Origin of the sequence: Sediminitomix flava (genome assembly GCF_003149185.1) — a bacterium.
Taxonomy (GTDB): domain Bacteria; phylum Bacteroidota; class Bacteroidia; order Cytophagales; family Flammeovirgaceae; genus Sediminitomix; species Sediminitomix flava.
On record NZ_QGDO01000005.1, the window covers coordinates 246,101 to 264,573 of the forward strand.

17 protein-coding genes and 4 tRNA genes are annotated in these 18,473 nt (G+C 34.1%); 7 read left to right on the forward strand and 14 right to left on the reverse strand.

What is annotated here, in order from left to right:
* Positions 1 to 55 precede the first annotated feature (55 nt).
* The 5 genes from BC781_RS18465 to BC781_RS18485 form a co-directional block, all read right to left on the reverse strand.
* Positions 56 to 400 carry a hypothetical protein gene (locus BC781_RS18465; protein WP_109620580.1) on the reverse strand — a complete coding sequence of 115 codons (345 nt, stop codon included), beginning with the start codon at positions 398 to 400 and terminating at the stop codon, positions 56 to 58.
* Between the two features lie 49 nt (positions 401 to 449).
* Positions 450 to 523, reverse strand: a tRNA-Met gene (locus BC781_RS18470).
* A 29-nt stretch (positions 524 to 552) separates the two neighbouring features.
* A tRNA-Met gene (locus BC781_RS18475) sits at positions 553 to 626 on the reverse strand.
* Between the two features lie 27 nt (positions 627 to 653).
* A tRNA-Met gene (locus BC781_RS18480) sits at positions 654 to 727 on the reverse strand.
* Between the two features lie 29 nt (positions 728 to 756).
* Positions 757 to 830: transfer RNA gene (locus BC781_RS18485), tRNA-Met, on the reverse strand.
* A gap of 243 nt (positions 831 to 1,073) precedes the next feature.
* On the opposite strand from BC781_RS18485, the gene BC781_RS18490 reads away from it, so the two are divergent.
* Both BC781_RS18490 and mgtE read left to right on the forward strand, forming a co-directional pair.
* The gene (locus BC781_RS18490) at positions 1,074 to 1,457 is read left to right on the forward strand and encodes an START-like domain-containing protein (protein ID WP_109620582.1); all 384 of its coding nucleotides are present in this window, start codon (positions 1,074 to 1,076) and stop codon (positions 1,455 to 1,457) included.
* 172 nt (positions 1,458 to 1,629) lie between these two features.
* Positions 1,630 to 2,979, forward strand: a complete 1,350-nt coding sequence (mgtE, locus tag BC781_RS18495) for a magnesium transporter (RefSeq protein WP_109620584.1) — start codon at positions 1,630 to 1,632, stop codon at positions 2,977 to 2,979.
* Here the strand turns inward: mgtE and BC781_RS18500 are convergent.
* From BC781_RS18500 to sdaAB, 3 genes are all read right to left on the reverse strand, one after another.
* Positions 2,926 to 4,092: an NAD(P)/FAD-dependent oxidoreductase gene (locus BC781_RS18500; protein ID WP_109620586.1), complete on the reverse strand. Its 1,167-nt coding sequence runs from the start codon at positions 4,090 to 4,092 to the stop codon at positions 2,926 to 2,928. The genes mgtE and BC781_RS18500 overlap by 54 nt on opposite strands.
* A 26-nt stretch (positions 4,093 to 4,118) precedes the next feature.
* Positions 4,119 to 5,807 carry a GAF domain-containing protein gene (locus BC781_RS18505; RefSeq protein ID WP_109620588.1) on the reverse strand — a complete coding sequence of 563 codons (1,689 nt, stop codon included), beginning with the start codon at positions 5,805 to 5,807 and terminating at the stop codon, positions 4,119 to 4,121.
* A 133-nt stretch (positions 5,808 to 5,940) separates the two neighbouring features.
* Positions 5,941 to 6,624 carry an L-serine ammonia-lyase, iron-sulfur-dependent subunit beta gene (gene sdaAB, locus BC781_RS18510; protein WP_109620590.1) on the reverse strand — a complete coding sequence of 228 codons (684 nt, stop codon included), beginning with the start codon at positions 6,622 to 6,624 and terminating at the stop codon, positions 5,941 to 5,943.
* A 459-nt stretch (positions 6,625 to 7,083) separates the two neighbouring features.
* Between sdaAB and BC781_RS18515 the strand changes: the two genes are divergently transcribed.
* From BC781_RS18515 to BC781_RS18525, 3 genes are all read left to right on the forward strand, one after another.
* Positions 7,084 to 8,076: a beta-ketoacyl-ACP synthase III gene (locus BC781_RS18515; protein WP_109620592.1), complete on the forward strand. Its 993-nt coding sequence runs from the start codon at positions 7,084 to 7,086 to the stop codon at positions 8,074 to 8,076.
* A gap of 198 nt (positions 8,077 to 8,274) precedes the next feature.
* Positions 8,275 to 8,940 carry a hypothetical protein gene (locus BC781_RS18520; RefSeq protein ID WP_109620594.1) on the forward strand — a complete coding sequence of 222 codons (666 nt, stop codon included), beginning with the start codon at positions 8,275 to 8,277 and terminating at the stop codon, positions 8,938 to 8,940.
* A gap of 4 nt (positions 8,941 to 8,944) precedes the next feature.
* On the forward strand, positions 8,945 to 10,075 hold the full coding sequence (locus tag BC781_RS18525; protein ID WP_158281522.1) for a BamA/TamA family outer membrane protein: 1,131 nt from the start codon (positions 8,945 to 8,947) through the stop codon (positions 10,073 to 10,075).
* A 14-nt stretch (positions 10,076 to 10,089) separates the two neighbouring features.
* On the opposite strand, the gene BC781_RS18530 is transcribed toward BC781_RS18525, so the two are convergent.
* Complete coding sequence (locus tag BC781_RS18530; protein ID WP_109620598.1) at positions 10,090 to 11,346, reverse strand: 3-deoxy-D-manno-octulosonic acid transferase; 1,257 nt, start codon at positions 11,344 to 11,346, stop codon at positions 10,090 to 10,092.
* A 120-nt stretch (positions 11,347 to 11,466) separates the two neighbouring features.
* On the opposite strand from BC781_RS18530, the gene BC781_RS18535 reads away from it, so the two are divergent.
* Positions 11,467 to 12,279, forward strand: a complete 813-nt coding sequence (locus BC781_RS18535) for a 2,3,4,5-tetrahydropyridine-2,6-dicarboxylate N-succinyltransferase (RefSeq protein WP_109620600.1) — start codon at positions 11,467 to 11,469, stop codon at positions 12,277 to 12,279.
* A 61-nt stretch (positions 12,280 to 12,340) separates the two neighbouring features.
* Here the strand turns inward: BC781_RS18535 and BC781_RS18540 are convergent, their stop codons facing one another.
* From BC781_RS18540 to BC781_RS18555, 4 genes are all read right to left on the reverse strand, one after another.
* Positions 12,341 to 13,312, reverse strand: a complete 972-nt coding sequence (locus BC781_RS18540; RefSeq protein WP_109620602.1) for a Rossmann-fold NAD(P)-binding domain-containing protein — start codon at positions 13,310 to 13,312, stop codon at positions 12,341 to 12,343.
* Between the two features lie 239 nt (positions 13,313 to 13,551).
* A complete protein-coding gene (locus BC781_RS18545; RefSeq protein WP_109620604.1) occupies positions 13,552 to 14,838 on the reverse strand; it encodes a M56 family metallopeptidase in 1,287 nt (428 codons plus the stop codon).
* Between the two features lie 21 nt (positions 14,839 to 14,859).
* Positions 14,860 to 15,228: a BlaI/MecI/CopY family transcriptional regulator gene (locus BC781_RS18550; RefSeq protein WP_109620606.1), complete on the reverse strand. Its 369-nt coding sequence runs from the start codon at positions 15,226 to 15,228 to the stop codon at positions 14,860 to 14,862.
* A gap of 210 nt (positions 15,229 to 15,438) precedes the next feature.
* Positions 15,439 to 16,827, reverse strand: a complete 1,389-nt coding sequence (locus BC781_RS18555) for an alpha-amylase family glycosyl hydrolase (RefSeq protein WP_109620826.1) — start codon at positions 16,825 to 16,827, stop codon at positions 15,439 to 15,441.
* Positions 16,828 to 16,980: 153 nt separating this feature from the next.
* Here BC781_RS18555 and BC781_RS18560 point away from each other — a divergent pair, with 153 nt between their 5' ends.
* On the forward strand, positions 16,981 to 17,847 hold the full coding sequence (locus tag BC781_RS18560; RefSeq protein ID WP_109620608.1) for an AraC family transcriptional regulator: 867 nt from the start codon (positions 16,981 to 16,983) through the stop codon (positions 17,845 to 17,847).
* Here BC781_RS18560 and BC781_RS18565 read toward each other — a convergent pair.
* Entirely contained in the window at positions 17,844 to 18,350 is a 507-nt protein-coding gene (locus BC781_RS18565; protein WP_109620610.1) for a GNAT family N-acetyltransferase, read from the reverse strand. The two genes, BC781_RS18560 and BC781_RS18565, sit on opposite strands and share 4 nt — an antisense overlap.
* Positions 18,351 to 18,473: the final 123 nt, after the last annotated feature.

The following is an 18,473-nucleotide window of genomic DNA, read 5'->3' on the forward strand; positions in this document are numbered from 1 at the left end:
TAAAGAAGTTTTATTTGATTCACAAATTAATACAAGCAATTCTAGAAATGTTCTTTTAGAACTCATTTAAGCCAAGAAATGCTAATAGGGTTTCTAAGAATTGTTCAAAATTTTCTGGGTAGTCATCAGTACCTTCAGATTGAAATTTGAAATCATGAATTTTGGCACTTACAGACCAATAAGCTCCTTCGCCCTCAACATTAACGTATTGTTTGTCCCATTTCAAGCCAGTCAAGTATCTGAAGAAAAATTCCCATTCTTCTGCAAGAGGAGAGATAACGTTTTCAGTTTTATTTCCCTCACTGATTTTTGTGAAATGAATAAGTTGCTCTTTGTTTTTAAGAACAATTGAGGTGCCATCTTCGGCAGCCAAAACAATGTGTAGATAAAGATTTTGCATAACGGAAATAAAAAAAGCCGTTTACAAAATAAAATGCAAACGGCTTGTGTAGCGAAGACGGGAGTTGAACCCGTGACCTCAGGGTTATGAATCCTGCGCTCTAACCAACTGAGCTACCTCGCCATAAATTTGAGAACGAAAATAAAATATTGTAGCGAGAACGAGAGTTGAACTCGTGACCTCCGGGTTATGAATCCGACGCTCTAACCAACTGAGCTACCTCGCCAAAAATATGAGAACAAAAATAAAATAGTAGCGAAGACGGGAGTTGAACCCGTGACCTCAGGGTTATGAATCCTGCGCTCTAACCAACTGAGCTACCTCGCCATAAATTTGAGAACGAAAATAAAATATTGTAGCGAGAACGAGAGTTGAACTCGTGACCTCCGGGTTATGAATCCGACGCTCTAACCAACTGAGCTACCTCGCCATATTAAAATAATGCAATTGTGATGAAGTTGATGCTGATCTAAGAATTGTATTATTTTCTAACACTAACGCCCTAAAAAGCGTCCCCTTATCAAAATCGCGGTGCAAATATGAAGGCTTAAATTTAAATTTACAAATCTTCGACCTAAAAAAATGATAAAATAATTGAACCTTGTTCCTTTAATCATTTCTTCTAAATTGCATTAGTACAAACGTTAAGTTGATACTAAAATCTGCATTTTTTATGTCAAAATTTAAATATGAAGCTGAATTTGAAGTAAATGCACCTGTGGGAATGTTGTTCCCATATTTGTCTACTCGTAGTGGATTGGGTGATTGGTTTGCAGATAAAGTTGAAGTTCTTCCTGATAAAAAAACTTTTATTTTTACTTGGGAAGAAGATGAACGAAAAGCTAAACAAACCTTATTGAAGGCGGATTCTCATGTGAAATTTGAATTTGAAGAAGAGGAAGACCCTTCTTTTTTTGAGTTTCATCTAGATTTTAGTGAAATGACCCAAACCTGTTTTATCCGTGTTGTCGATTATTCTGATATGGATGACTTGGCCGAACTTGGCGAATTATGGTCAAATTATATTGATAAGCTAAAAACTATAGTAGGAGCCTAAAATAGTTTACTTTTATTCAATTTAAATCAACATTTAATTTCTATTTTTGCAACCACAATATTGTTTTCATTACATCCTGACTTTTTAGTCAGGTTTTTTTTTGATTTTTAGAAGAGATGTGAACGCTGAGTAAAAGCTAAAACGAATAGTAGGGTAGACTAATAGTATAGTTATGGTATTTGAACACAATAAGAAATATATCCAGCAATTTTCTCGTGCGATAGAGGAGCAAGAGAATGCTTACCTAGTATCTGAGATGGAGTCGTTGCACTCTGCGGATATAGCCCAGATTCTATACCAACTCAATACCGCTGAAAGTAAATACATCATTGATTTATTGACAGCAGAAAGAGCGGCAGATGTACTAAGTGAAATAGAAGAAGATCTTCGTAATGAATTTCTTAAAAACTTCACTGGGGAGGAGTTAGCAAGCTTCATGGATCATATGGATTCAGATGATGCTGCCGATATGCTAAATGAGTTGTCAGTTAAAGAACGTGAGGAGGTACTTTCATCAATGGACAACCGAGAAAGAGCCAATTATATTTTGGAACTCTTGAACTATGATGATGATTGTGCGGGTGGTTTGATGGCAAAAGAACTTGTTAAGGCAAATGTGAATTGGACGGTACAGAGAAGTATTGAAGAAATTCGACGTCAAGCCAAAAAAGTTGAAAAAATCCACACTCTTTATGTTGTCGATGATTACGATGTGCTATTAGGTAGAGTTTCCCTTAAAGAAATGATCTTAGCTGAAGATGATACGCTTATAAGAGATATTTATGTACCTGAAATTGCAATGGTTCATACCTATCAAGACGAAGAAGAGGTGGCAGAACTCATGCAGAAATATGACTTGGAGGTCATTCCTGTTATCAATATTCAAGGTAAGCTACTTGGAAGAATTACAATTGATGATATTGTCGATGTAATTACAGAGCAAGCTGAAATTGATCAGCAAATGATGTCGGGTATCTCTGATAACATTGAAGAAAGTGATGATATAGCAACTATTGTAAAAGGACGATTGCCGTGGCTGCTTGTTGGGGTACTTGGAGGATTGATCAATGCTCAATTCATGGGCTTATTTGAAGATTCTTTAGCTGTTATTCCAATATTGGCTGTTTTTATTCCTTTGATTGCAGCAACAGGAGGAAACGTAGGGATTCAATCTTCAACTTTGGTGGTACAAGCCTTGGCTAATTCAAATATTCAAGATTCGAACTGGGAGCGTTTTATGAAAGTAACAAGTGTTGCTTTTATTAATGGTTTATTGATTGGTGGTTTAGTTTTCTTATTTGTGTTTGTATTTTTTGGAGAACTAAAACTATCATTAGTCGTATCTATCGCCTTATTTACTGTAGTAATGATTGCATCTTTAATGGGATCAATCACTCCATTAGTATTAGATAAATTTGATATAAACCCTGCATTAGCTTCAGGGCCATTTATCACTACAACAAATGACTTAATAGGTATTGCTGTCTACTTTTTCGTAGCTCGTATGTTGTTGAATATCTAGAAATTCAGAACGGAATTCATTTCCATGTGTTAGACTAATTATATTTTCAAATACTCTTTGGGGCAATATTTTAATAGCTCTTAGGCTCAGATTCGTTACGGTATTTTGTCCTAATAGCTTTTGGAAATGTTGCCCTATTTTTAGTCTTGTTTTAAAGGACTTTCTCCATTTTTCTTGATATGAGTTCTCAGTGTAAAGATCTTTTTTATGTAGAGCATCAGCAAGTAATTTAGCCGAATGAATTGCCATGGCCATTCCATTACCACAAAGAGGGGCTATACTCCCCGCTGAATCACCCAAAAAATAGATTCCATTTTCAACACTAGATTTGGCAGAAAAGCTCACATTTTGAACTGTAAGTGGAGTTTTGAAAAGTGAAGTACTATTATCTAAAATTGATTTCAGTTCTGGGTTTTCTTTTAATACTACTTCCTCTAATTCACGAATAGAATTTGAAGCTTTTAACTTGTTTTGATGTACCAAATAGCAAAAGTTAAACTTACCGTCTTCTATTTGAGAAATACCAGCATAGCCACCTCTAAAATTGTGTAGTGAAATGAGGTTGCTAGGAATCTCTAAGTTTGAGGAAAGGTGATATTTGATGCCAACGAAAGGAGACTTAATTTCAAAGGCTTTTCTATTTAAAAGACGGTCAAAAATAGACTTTCTTCCTGCTGCAATAATAGAGATATTAGTCTTAAAAGTTTGAGTCTTGTGTGTTAGCTCAAATTGATTATCAACTTTTTTGATGTTATCAATCTTACAATTTGTAAGAATTGGTATATGAAGTTCTAACGCCCTTCGATATAGTAATTCTTCTAGTAAATATCGGCTAATTCCAATGGCACCTAAGGGTAATTTAGATTTTAGTTTTATACCATTTATACCGCTTACTTGTAGCCTATCGATGATTGGAAGTTCATAGTTTGTCAGTTCTAAACCTAGTTGATTAAGATAAGGCAATACTTCCAATGAAAGATATTCACCACATACTTTATGTCTTGGGTAGGATGATTTCTCAAATACTTGGACATCATGACCCAATAATTTTAAATGGATAGCACAGCATAAGCCTGAAAGACCTCCACCGATGATAGAAATATGAGCATTCATTAAAAAAAGTCTAATTATGAAAATAGCTAGTTTGAAAGCTCTAGTTTATCTACTTTCTCTTTTAAAAACAAAGTAGTTTCCATTTGATTTAATAATGTCTGTTTTTGTCTTTCAATTTGTAAGTCTTTGTTCTTTATTATTTCTTCAAGCAACTCTATGTTATTTTTAAACTCTTTTGTTTTGCTCTCATTTTGTAGGTAAAGAAAATACTGAGCTCTTGGAGTAATTGAATTTATCTGTTGGAGTCTCGTGCTCAGAAGTAATTCTTGGCCTTTTACATTTATATTAAGTTGATCCAAATCACTCAATTCTTCAAAACTAACTTCTAATATAGTGTCTAGTTGTTCGTGTTTTTCATCTTGAATTTTAAGAAGCTCTTGAGCTCTATTATTTATTCTACTAATGGTACTGTCCTCCATAAGAGCAATGATTGGAACATCCAGTGTATCAAAGAAATTTAATTCGCTGTTAAGTGTTTCATCAATCTCTTGTTTTAAAAAGTCTACTTTAGAATTTGCTGTGTCTAAGGCACTCATATGTTTAAGGATGGCATTTTCTTTAGATTCAACTTGATCTTTTAATCTTTTGGTTTCTTCGAACAATTGCTGACTCTTTTTAAATGAGAGTAGTGAAGTGAGTGCAGTAGTTAAATTTTTTGATACTTTTTTGAGGTAAAGTTCATTTTCTTTTTGAGGAGCTGAGAGTGATGAAACTTCTAATATACCAATAGTCTTATTTTTTAATACGAGTGGTATAACCCAGATATGATTAGGTTTACTTTCTCCAAGACTAGAATAAATACTGTTGTAGTTCTCTGGTATATTTTGAATAAGAGTTGGTTTTCTTAGCTTCCCGATTTCATTTATTAATCCGTTTACTTCTTCCAAATTATAATTGTCTATACTTTCTCCGAAAACAGACATTAATTTGAATTGCTTAGATTCAAAATTCTCAACGAGGTAAATCGCTACTCTGTGTGCAGAAATAAACTCACCTATTTCTTTGGTCACGTAATCATATATTTCTGCTTTATCGATTGTATTGATTAGGATGTCATATAATCTGTTTACGCCTTCATTTAACTCGAAAAGGTTCTGATTCTTATTCCCTTTGTCAAGATTAGAATTAGTAGTTGTTTTCAGAGGTGTTGAGTTATCTATTGAAGTATCGATTTGCTTTTTCTCAAATTGTATGTTCGAGTATTTAAAAGTAAAGCATAAACCTAGGTGAGTGTAAATCAGAAAAATGATAAGATATAATAGGCCTCCATCTAAATCCCAGACTTGAATATTATACAACTCATTTAAAAGGTTTGGGCTGATGTAGGCAAACTGAATGGTCCAATAAATAAATGAGATGAATAAAAAGAGTACTTGGTTTTTCTTTTCCTTTTGAAGAAGTAAAGATGTTTGTATAATGAAGTATAAGAATAAAGAGGCAAAAATATTCTGAATTGAAATACTAAAAATGACAAAGTTAAAGTAAGCGATTAAGGTAAGTGAAAGTCGTAACTTTTCTTCACTTTTAAGAAGAATCCATGCAGGTATCAATAAGACAATTGATAGGAAGTTGAGAAAATAGAATTTCTCAAAATTGGGTTGAAGGATGACACTTAGGTTACTAATCAGACAAAGTAAAAAAATAAATGCACCAAGATATTGTTCACCTCTTGAAAAACTCTTTTGCTGATTTTGGATTTCGATACTTTTTAACATAATGCCTTTTTATACATACTATAAAAAGTTATGTTCTTTTCTTTACATTGAAAATCAAATCATTAATTCTAAATATAAATACTTAAAAAATTGAATAGATGAGTTGTAAAAGAACAACTCATCTATTTTGGTTTTAATCTTTATCTACAGCTGAAAGGTAGATGACTTCGTTCACCCAATCTAAGCTGTTAAGGTAATTGATGCTCATTTCTTTAATCGGAGAGTCCATTTCAATAAATTGACAAGCCATTTTATTTTTACCCTCACGAGAAACGGTCATTGCTCCAATATTGCAATCGTCATTTGCAATTATATTCGCGATAAATGAAATAGCTCCTTTTTTATCTTTTGCCTGAACAATAAGCGTATCGTTTGTTGCTGAGAAGTTACATTCAAACCCGTTAATTTCTTTAATCGCAATAATTCCACCACCACGACTAATTCCAAGTACTTCAACCGTATTTCCTTGACTATTTGTAAGTACTAACTTAATAGTGTTTGGGTGGTGAGCAGAGGCATTGCCTACAGGTTTAAACTCATATTCGAGCCCTTGTTCTTCACAAATTTCTTTTGAAGTTTTAATTCGTTTATCGTCTGTTTGCATCCCTAGTAGGCCCGCTAGAATAGCTTTGTCACTACCGTGTCCTTCATAGGTTCTAGCAAAAGAGTTATAAAAAGTGATGTGAGCTTTGGTTGGTTGGCTTCCCAAAACTTTTCTTCCCATTCTCCCAATACGAACAACACCTGCTGTATGAGAACTAGAAGGTCCAATCATTACAGGACCAATCATATCAAAAATACTACTTTTTTCAGCCAATTCTTTAATGTTTGTGGTTCCTAAGAAAGTGATATTATCTGTTTATACAGCCTAAAAATAAATGGAATAAATGTTTTTAATACAATTTTCAATAAAAAAATGATTGGCTCTAAAAGAAAAAAAATATTACTTTTAAGGTTGATTTCAATTTATATTGCAATTCAATACAAGATTATTTGTTTTAGTGTTAGGTAATCATAACTAAAAAATCACAAATAATTATTGTAATAGTCTATGAAGTATTGCATATTAAAATTGTGTTATACCAAGTTAATTACTAAAGTATTTGATATCATATTCTAAAAGCATAAAGACCAAGGTGCTTTTAGATTGTAACTGATTTATAATGAAAAGGCTAAGTCTTTTCATCAGTCTTATTACGATAGTATTTGTTTCATCTTTACTTAAATACTTTTCCTTTAGGAATAAGTATTTGACCACGTGTAATCCATTTTAAGAATGAACAATTTTAATGCTGCCATAACTGCTGTAGCAGGGTGGGTACCAGAAGACCGACTGACCAATCAAGATCTAGAAAAAATGGTAGATACCAATGATGAATGGATCTTATCTCGAACTGGTATTCAAGAGCGCAGAATCTTAAAAGAAGAAGGGAAGGGAACTTCTTACTTAGCGACCAAAGCTTGTGAGATTTTATTGGAAAAAAGAGGCATTTCAGCGCAAGAGGTTGATTTAATTATCTGTGCAACTGCAACTCCTGACATGGGGTTTGTTTCTACAGCTAATATTATAGCACATAATTTGGGAACAAAACCAATCATGAGTTTTGATGTTCAAGCAGCCTGTTCGGGTTTTGTTTATGCACTTGAAATAGCTTCAAACTTTATTAAATCAGGTATTTATAAGAAAATCATTGTAGTAGGAGCAGATAAAATGTCTTCTGTAATTGACTACACTGATAGAAATTCATGTATCCTTTTTGGCGATGGCGCTGGAGCGGCTCTAGTTGAGCCAAATCATGAAGAAGGTTTTGGTATTTTGGATGCTGTAATGAAATCTGACGGTATTGGAAAAGATTTCTTACATACGTATCAAGGAGGATCTGCTCATCCACTGACTCCTGAAAATATTGGAGACAGACGTCAGTTTTTCTTCCAGGATGGAAAAACGGTATTCAAGCATGCTGTAACAAGTATGGCTGATGTATCGGTAGAGGTGATGAAGCGTAATGAATTGATTGGAGAACAAGTTGACTACCTTGTACCTCATCAAGCTAATATGAGAATCATCCAAGCAACAGCAAAACGCATGGAAGTAGGGATGGAAAAAGTAGCTGTAAATATCCATAAATATGGTAATACAACAGGTGCGACAATTCCGTTGTGTTTAGCTGATTATGAAGATAAATTTAAGAAAGGAGATAATATTATTTTGTCAGCTTTCGGAGGTGGTTTTACTTGGGGTGCGATGTACTTGAAGTGGGCTTACTAAATGGAAGATAGATTCTGATAAGATTTGAAACCCGATAGTTTTGACTATCGGGTTTTATTTTTTCGTAATTCTCTTCTTTACTTTTATCTTCTCAATAGAGATTTTTTACATATAAGGTGAATCTTGTTAGGATTATAATTTGGTCAAAATGAAAAGAGTAAATTGAAGTACAGCCATTCCCTAAAATGGAACGCTTTTATGAACTCTATCCTAAAACCCATATTAATTACTTTACTTCTTTTAGTACCGTTTGAGGTATTCAGTCAATCTGAATTGGATTCTACATATACTCCATTCCGTAAAGGAATGTGGATTTCGGGTTTGTCTGGAACAATGACCTCAAATACCTTCATTGAAAAGAATTCCAATCTTAATGCAAATGCAAATACTTTCGATCTAAAATCTAATTCAGCCATTTTTATTAAAGAAAGGTGGGCATTGGGTTGGAATATAATCATTTCGGGAAGTGGGAATTCGGCTAATGGAGGATTGGGTAGCTCAGAAATTTCGATAGGACCATATTCTCGCTATTATTTTTCTAAAACTTTACCAGGTGCTCTTTATGTAGAGTTAACGGCACTATATACAAATCTTACCGATCGAGATGATGCTTTTAATTCTGGTCAGGTAGCTTTAGGTCAAGAAATAACTTTGGATGGTGGAGGCTTTAGAGCTGGTCTTGGGTATACGCATATTCTAAGACGTGGAATTGCGTTTGATTTTGGAATGGAGTTTAATGCCTTGTGGGCTGGGGGTGATGTTACAGACTTGAATACTGATACGACTACACCTGTCAATGTCTACATCGGAGGGATTGAATTTGATTTTGGCTTTATCATTTTTATCAATGAGTTTTTCTATTAAAAGTATGAGAGCGAGTATAATTATTTTAATCTTAGTTTTCGTATCCTTTTATTCTCATGCACAAGAACATCAAAAGATCATAAACGAAGACCAAAATTCATCTTACGCAACCACAGATACGGTAACAATTCAGAAAAATGTTCAGTTGATTGGTGTGCCAATTGTTTTTTATTCCCCAGAAACAACTTTAGCGCTAGGAGGTGGAGGCCAGTTTTTCTTTATGAAAAAACAAAATGATTTCAATTCAAGGTTTTCTACAATGCTTTGTGCGGTGATGTATACCTTGAGAAATCAGTTTATTGTAGAAGCACAGCCCAAAATATTTTTACAGAAAGGATTGTACTTTTTAGATGGTCACTTTCAGTTTCGAATTTATCCTAACCTTTTTTGGGGAATTGGAGGAAATACACCAGAGAGTAATGAAGAAGATTACGATCAGACTTCTTTGTTGTTAAGAGCTGCTTTGCTTAAACGTATTCCGCCATATCTGAATTTCGGCTTAGAGTTTATGTATCAAGATATTGACATAACTGAAGTAAAAGAAGGGGGTATTCTAGATACAGAAGATATCAATGGCGCAAATGGAACAGATGTTAGAGGTGTTGGGTTTGTATTTAATGTAGATAAAAGGGATAGTGATATTGCTGCTACTCGAGGAATATTTCTACAGTTTAAAGGACATTTTTATTCTGAATCATTTGGTGGGAGCACTAACTTTTATAAGTATTCTATCGATTTACGTAAATACTTCCATTTGAATGAAAAAGATGTATTTGCAGCCCAATTATATAATGAACTAACATTCGGAAATCCACCTTTTCAAATGTTAGCTTGGTATGGTGGAGGTGAAAGAGGTCGAGGGTATTTTAAGGGTAGATATATGGATAAGAATTTATATCTAGCTCAATTTGAGTATCGTAAACAGTTTTTTCCTCGAACTAAAGGAGTTGCTTTTATTACATTTGGTGAAGTAGCAGAGAACGTTGAAGACTATTTTAAAGAATTTAGATTTAGTGGCGGAATTGGGTTGAGATGGCAGATTAAAAAGGATAACCCTTCATTAATCAGGTTTGATATAGGTGTAACTAGAGAAGGTGATAGTGGATTTTATGTAGGGGTTAATGAGGTATTTTAAAAAAATCTTGAGAGTTATTCTCCCAAGATTTCTTTTGTAAGCTGAATAGCTAATGCTGTTCCACCAGTATTTTCTTCGACATATTTCTTAGCAGTATTTCCACATTTTACTCTAAGCTCATCATCATTTAAGAGTTTATAGAATTTAGATTTAAAGTCTTTCTCATCTTGGCAAGAGAAGGCACCTTCTAACTCGACAAGATCACGAGCTTCTTTAAATTTTGAGTATTTACTCCCGAAAAGTACTGGGATACCATAAGTTGCAGCTTCTAATGTATTATGAAGCCCACTTCCAAAAGCACCACCAATGTAAGCAAAGTCTCCATATTGGTAGAGTGATGAAAGCATTCCAATATTGTCAATTATAAGTATATCCTTATCAACTACATTTTCAGTTGTAGCATTAGAAAATCTAATGATTTTAGCACCTTCAAATGCTTTTTCAGTTTCCAGAATCGATGATTCACCTATTTCATGAGGAGCAATGATAAGCTTTAAATTTTTGCTCTTAATTAGTTCAGTAAGTGTAGTGTAAATAACATCTAAGTCACTTTTCCAACTGCTTCCTAATACTAAACATTTACTTCCTTCACTAAACTTTTGAGGAATTGGTAAATCTTTTCTTTGCTCATAAATTTCTTGAACTCTATCAAATCGAGTATCAAATCCAATACTAGAATTATTGATCTGAATCGATTTTAATAAGTCTAAAGACTTTTGATCTTGAACAAAGATATGCCTAAAGTTTCTTAATATTTCACGGTTAAATTCACCGTATTTTTTGAAGAATGGTTGATCTTCTCTAAAAATTGCTGAAATAGAAATAACAGGGATATTATTTCGCTTAAGGGCACTGAGGTAATGATGCCAAAATTCGTATTTGATAAAGTAAGCAATCGTTGGCTTTAGTGTTGTTATAAATCTCTTAGCATTTTGTTCCGTATCCAACGGGAGATAAATGATGAGATCGGCTTCTTTGTAGTTTTTTCGTACTTCGTAACCGCTTGGAGAAAAGAAGGTTAAGACTATTTTATGATTTGGGTATTCTTTTTTATAAGCTTCAATTACGGGTCTTCCTTGTTCAAATTCCCCTAAGGAAGCGCTATGAAACCAAGCGATTGGTGCATCATTTTTAGCAACAAAAGTTTCTATTTTATCCCAAATATCCTTTCTCCCTTCTGTAAAAAGTTTGGCTTTTTCATTGAAAGGCGCTACTGCTTTCAATAAGAGTCCGTAACTCTTGATCCCCAAATTGTACGCGAATTTTTTCATTGTTACAAATATGAAGAGATTTAAAGACTGAAGGCAAGCTCGGATATCAAATTTTTTAATTTAAATGGTATTTCTCGTATATTCGTGCCCTCATACAAAATAAATTACAAGCAACAGAAGATGAATCAACAACTAATTGAAGCAGCATGGGACGATCGTTCTCTTTTGAGTGACGAAGCAACAATTGCTGCAATTAACGAGACTGTAGATCAATTGGACAAAGGTACGCTACGTGTAGCAGAGCCTTTAGAGGATGGAACTGTACAAGTGAACCAATGGGTAAAGAAAGCTGTAATTCTTTTCTTCCCACTTCAAAAAATGGAAACTATTGAAGTAGGCCCATTCGAATTCCATGACAAGATTGCCTTGAAAAAGGATTATGCTGAAAAAGGAGTTCGTGTAGTTCCTCATGCAGTAGCTCGTTATGGTTCTTTCATTGAGAAAGGTGCAATCTTGATGCCTTCTTACGTAAACATTGGTGCTTATGTAGGTTCAGGTACTATGGTTGACACTTGGGCTACAGTAGGTAGTTGTGCTCAAATTGGTAAAGATGTTCACTTGAGTGGTGGAGTAGGAGTTGGTGGTGTATTGGAGCCAGTTCAAGCAGCGCCTGTAGTGATTGAAGACGGAGCATTCATCGGTTCAAGATGTATCTTGGTAGAAGGTGTACATGTAGGTAAAGAGGCTGTTCTTGGTGCTAATGTGACGATCACAGGTAGCTCAAAAATCATCGACGTTACAGGAGATGAGCCAGTAATTTACAAAGGTTATGTACCTCCTCGTTCAGTAGTAATTCCAGGTTCTTACACTAAGAAATTCCCTGCAGGTGATTACAATGTACCATGTGCATTGATCATTGGTCAGCGTAAAGAATCGACAGATAAAAAGACTTCTTTGAACGATGCACTTCGTGATAACGACGTAGCTGTTTAATCAAGTTTTTTGATAAAAAAAATCCCAAACTGAATTCATCGGTTTGGGATTTTTTTATGGATTAAACCCTTATGTCGGACTTAAAATCAATTGGAGAAAAATTCTCAGAAAGTATTTTCCAAAACTCATCAATTAGATTTTGATCTGTAAATGCAGAATTCATTGGTTTTTGATCACTTAGTTTGCCCAATGCTTTTCCTTGAGGTGCACCTATGATATCACCATTTTTACCAACTTTAGCTGTAAGACTATCTACATATTTTTGGGCAGCACGTTCTGGACTTTGAGCCATACCCAATAAAGCCATCATACCAAATCCGACTTTTTCTAAAAACCATCTTTCTAATTTTGGTTTAGAAGCTAATCCATTTGTGCCGTAAGTTAAACCTGGAGAAAACCATAATATTTCAGAAGTTTGAGGTAGAGTTTTAGATAATTTTGTAACCATTAAAGCACCCATCAATTTGGAAATACCCATAGCAGACATTGGGTTGTATTTTTGATGTATATTTTTCCCTAAAATGTAATCACTAAGCTTTTTGGTAGATTGAAATTCTGGTTTTTCCATCATTCCCGGAATTCCACGAGCACCTTCACCGCCCGCATAAACGATTCGAGCATCTGGAGCAATTAATCCTCTTCGGTATAAATGAAAAAGAGTGATGTATGGTCCTATTACATTTTGAAATATAGTCTTTTCAAATTTTAATCCGCTGATCTGGATATATTGAAACTCTTTGGTGAAAATTACTCCTCCAGCTTGAAGGAAAACGATATCAAAGACTTGATTAGATGGTAATGAATTGACAGCTAATTCTATCGCGGTTGGGTTTGTCATGTCAAAACCTCCATAAGCTTCTAGTTTAGTATCAGAAGTATTGCTAGTAGTAATAACCTCAGATCGAGCATTGACAGCTTTCTGATCAGTACGGCAAGCCATCACAATACGTTTGACCTTTTGATCTATTAATTTCTTAATAGTTTCAATACCCATTCCTCCATTTGCTCCTGTGATAAATACTGACTTATTCATTTTTTAGATTTGTTTAGTGTTTGAATTTCTTACACTACAAATGTGAGGCTTGGTGAAAGGAATCTTTGGGAGAGATAGTTCAATAAGTTGGAAGATTGGGTCAAGCCTAAAAAATAAGTTTGTCTAGCGGGCTAAAGCAAGTAAAAATTGGGTTTTGCTTTAGCCCCGAAAAGCTTTTCAGTACACCTATGAAAATAGAGTACTGAAAAGCTGAATTGTCTGAGAAAGAAAAGTTATAATTAATCGTCTAGTTTGAAGTTGATAGGTAAAACTAAACGCTGATTTACAGTGTAACCTCGTTGTTTAGCAGGATACCACTTTGGTGAGTTTTGAATAACTCTTAAAGCTTCTTGGTCACAACCAGCACCAATCCCTTTTTTGATAGTGGCATTGGTGACATCCCCTTCTCTGTCAACGATAAATTCAACATACACTTTACCTTGAACGCCCATATTTTTTGCTTGTTCAGGATATTGTATTTCTTGAGTTAACCAAGAAAGAAGACCTTTTAAACCTCCCTTAAAGCTAGCAGGTTGTTCCACTATATCAAATATGACATCTTCAAGTTCTTTGTCCTTAACAGGATCTAACTGAAATTCTGCTTCAGACTTAACAACGGTATTATCGATGTTTTTCTGTAATTCATTTTCTTCTTCTGTTTGGAAGTTTTCACAAGCAAAAAATAGAGATAAACTTGTTAGAAAAAGTATGGACATTGTTTTAATTGCCCATGATGAGTTCTGATTGTTCTTCATCATTTTAATTCGATTTAAAGTTAAAGATTTATGAAAATATTGACCGATCGGCACATCTAGAGGTAAAAAAATATGAGAGACAAGAAGGTTAGCATAAGGGGTTATTTCCTCTTGTTTCTTTAAAACATCATGATCAGCAAGGAACTCATGATTTTGTGAAATAGCTTTTCTGAATACCCAAACCATCGGATTAAACCAAAAAGCAATACAGAATAGCTCGGAAATAAGGTTGTCGATAAAGTGTTTTTGCTGAATATGCGCTAATTCATGTTCAAAAATACACGTCCCTTCTTCTGAATCGATTTTATACTGGTTATTCCAATAAACGGTATCCCAAAAGCTAAATGTGGCATATTCGGATTTTACCAATACAACTTTTGTGTTCGAGTGGGAAAAAGTTTTTTTCGGAATAGAACTGATACTTTTCAACTTAAAAATGCCAAAGAGAAATCGGGAGATTAGGAGTGTAGCAATCGTACCATACAGATAAAGTGCTAGTGTCCAAATTTGAAATCCATTTTCTAAGTTCTCTCCAATAGTGACACTTGGAAGTAGGAGAGTGGTTTCAACCTGTTTTATCACCTCATTAGAAAAAAGACCACTCCAATAGTTTGAGTCTAGTTCAAGAAATGGAATTAGTAAACCTAATATTAGATTAGCTAATAAGAAGTATCTATTGAACTTAAAACTAGATTTCTTACTAAAATATGTGAGGTATAAAAGGTAGCTTATCCCCCAATAAAGAGAGGATTTAATTAGAAATAAAAGCATATGTTTATTGGTTAAGGTCTTTTATTTTTTCTTATTCTTTAGCTCATCAAGTTCTTTCATGATGTCTTCCATTTCATTCAAGTTTAGATCTTCTTCTTTGGCAAAAAATGAGACTAACTTTGAAAATGATCCATTGAAATAATCAGAAACCATAGATTTTAGCTGTGATTTACTATACTCATCTTTTGTAATGAGTGGAAAGTATTGATGACTTCTACCAAAGCTTTCATGTCCAATAAATTCCTTTTGCTCAAGTATTCTCACAATAGTAGAGACCGTATTATAAGCAGGTTTATCTGGTAATTGCTCAATAATCTCTTTCACAAATCCTTTTTTAATATCCCAAAGGACTTGCATGATTTGTTCTTCTGCTTTCGTTAACTTTTTCATCCTTTCTAAATTTGATATTACTAATGTATAACTAAATATTTAGTTTTAAAACTAAGTTCATAGTTTTAACTAAAAAATTAGTTATAAAATAGAAAAATCTAGATAACAAACTATTGGATTAGAGAATAGGACGTAAAAAAGCCTTCCTAAACTATCCTTTTAAAGGATAGCTTGGAAGGCTTTTATTTATGATCTGTTTGTTAGAGATTTCTATTTTACGAATACTTTGTATCCATAGGCAGGGATTGTTAATGATTCGCCACCTTTAAAAGAGACTTTTTCTCCAGAGAAATAATCAGTGTAATCTCCGTACTGGTTATTTCCACTTAGTTGAGCTTTTTGTTCTTTATCAGAGAAGTTGAAGGCTACAAAAACTTTGTCACCATCTTTTTCACGAGTGAATGCCAATACTGATTTTGGTTTATCATGCACTACAGCAATCATTTCCCCACCGTATTTACCATTCCAAAGCGATTTATTTTTATGCTTTAATTCGAATAGTTTAGTGTAAAGATCTGCATATTTGCTGTCTTTCCATTCTACGATGTCTTTATCGAAGAATTTCAACTGCTTATCCATTCCAGCTTCTTGTCCTGTATAAACTAAAGGCATACCGTCAGCAACACAGGTCAAAACAATGGAAGCGTCTAATGCTTTTCCGAATTGTGAGAACATTGTTCCTTCCCATGAGTTCTTGTCGTGGTTGTCCACAAAGTTCATTCTGTACGCATTTTCAGGGAATGTATTTTCATGGTGAGCAAAGTACTCGTATAAACCTTGATTTACAGTTTTATGACCTAGTGCAGTTTCATGAAGTTTTTCATACAAACTCCAAGAGTATGTCATGTCAAATGCGTGTTGGTGCAAATCTCTAGATTCCCATTCTGCAAGCATGAATACGGGCTTGATTTCATCTAGTTCTTTTCTTACTTGATCCCAGAAGTCTGTTGGCATAAATCCAGCAACATCACAACGATAACCGTCAATGTCCGCTTCTTCTACCCAAAACTTAAGGGCACCAGTCATATATTCACGAATGCCTTCTTGTTCGTAATCAAAATCAATAATATCATCCCAGTCGTACCAAGGTGTAGGGCGGAACTCTCCATTATGATCTCTTGTGTACCATTCAGGATGTTCTTCAGTCAATTTGTTGTCCCATGCTGAGTGATTTCCTACCCAGTCAATGATTACGTGCATATCCATATCATGGATTTTCTTCACCAAAGACTTCAAATCGTCCATTGTACCGAACTCTGGGTTTACGGCATAATAATCTTTTACAGCATAGTAACTACCAAGTTCTCCTTTTCTGTTTTTTTCTCCAATTGGGTGAATAGGCATCAACCAAATGATATCAATACCCATTTTTTTCAGACGAGGAAGGTGCTCTTCAAAAGCCTTAAATGTTCCTTCTTCTGTAAATTGTCTGATGTTGGCTTCATAAATAGTCGCATTTTTTGACCACTCAGGATGCTCCAACTTCACGTAAGGTGAAGCTTCATAAGGATTTTGATTGCTTGGTTTATCTTGCCCTTGGAGTTGGCAGCTTGCTAAACTGATTAAGCCAGCAATTGCAGATAGATAAATTGATTTCATTTTCATATTGTGATTAGTAGATTTTGTGTTATTCTTTGAATTGTAAATATCACAGTTCTTTAAAGCGATAAGTCAACGAAAGATTTACCAATACTTGTACTTTTTTAACCTAAAGCATTTATTTTTGCTGTATAGGATTAAAAAAGTAGTAGAGTGAAGCCCGTAATTGAGAAAATAGAACGTAATCCCAATCAATCATTTAGTATTCGAAAGTTTACGACACCATGCCCACAAGGTATCTTTCATTATCATGAAGAAATTGAGTTGACTTATGTAATCAACGCAAAAGGAAAGCGATTTATAGCAGGAATCATGGAAGAATTTGAATCTGGAGATTTAGTTCTGATTGGAAAAAATATTCCTCATTATTATCAATTAGATTCAGATTACCCTCATCATGATATTCTTGTACTTCAATTTAAAGATGATTTTTTGGGTAAAAACCTATTTGATATACCAGAATTGAAAAGATTTGGTGAGTTGTGTGAAAAAGCAAAAAGAGGGATTTCATTTTCCATAGAAGATTCTGAAGAGATTAAGAAAACTCTTTTAGCCATTCATAATATGTCAAATGAAAACAGATTGTTTACACTTCTAGATGTTTTTAATAGGTTGATGAACATATCTGATTACAAATTTATTGGCTTGCCTGTAGAAGAGAAAATAACGAATGAGAGTGATCAGCAAAGAATTCATACTATTTATTCTTTCGTAGCTAATAATTTTTCTGATAAGATTTTACTAGAAGATGTTTCAGCTTTAGTAAATATGACTGAACCTGCTTTTTGTAGGTATTTTAAAAAGCTCACACGAAACTCATTTCTGACGTATTTAAATGAATATCGAATAGGGAAGGCTTGTGAAGAGTTACTTAAAACGGAGAAGAATGTCGCTCTGATTGCAGAAGAGTCGGGATTTCAGAATATTGCCAATTTCAATCGGCAGTTTAAAAAGGTGATGAACGTAGCTCCTTCAGTATATCGGAAAGCTATTTTTGAGAATAAAAAAGGAGAAAACTAAAGTTTTCTCCACATGATATATGCACTTGTATATCCTTCTTTTGCATGATTGAAGACTTCAGGTACTTCACCTACTATCTCAAATCCTAATTTTTTCCAAAGTGCTACAGCAGCTTCGTTGGTCTTTACAACAATGTTGAATTGCATAGCTTTAAAGCCAAGTTTTTTTGCTTCTTCCAAAGCAAATGCTCCCATTTGATAACCAATTCCTTGACCAGCTAATTTAGGGTCTACCATAAATGCTGCATTACAAACATGAGAGCCAAGGTCAGGCTGATTTTCTTTTAGTATGAAAGTACCAACAATTTTATCATCAACAGTGAGTACATAAGTGAATTTATCACTTGAGCACCAGTATCTGAGCATTTTTTGTTTATCTGAAGAAGGTGAAAAAACATATGTATCGCCTGTTCGGATTACTTCATCTATTATCTCCCAAATTTCTTGGTAGTCTTCAATTTCGGCTTTTCTAATCTTGGTGGTAATTTCAATTTCAGTATTCATGAGTCATTTAGTTTAAATAGCAGCAGTACGTTCAGTTTTATAATCTACATATTAAATTAAAACTTATTGACTTATTAGACAAAAAAATTAAAGGAAAATAAGATTCAAGAGGCGATAAACGAA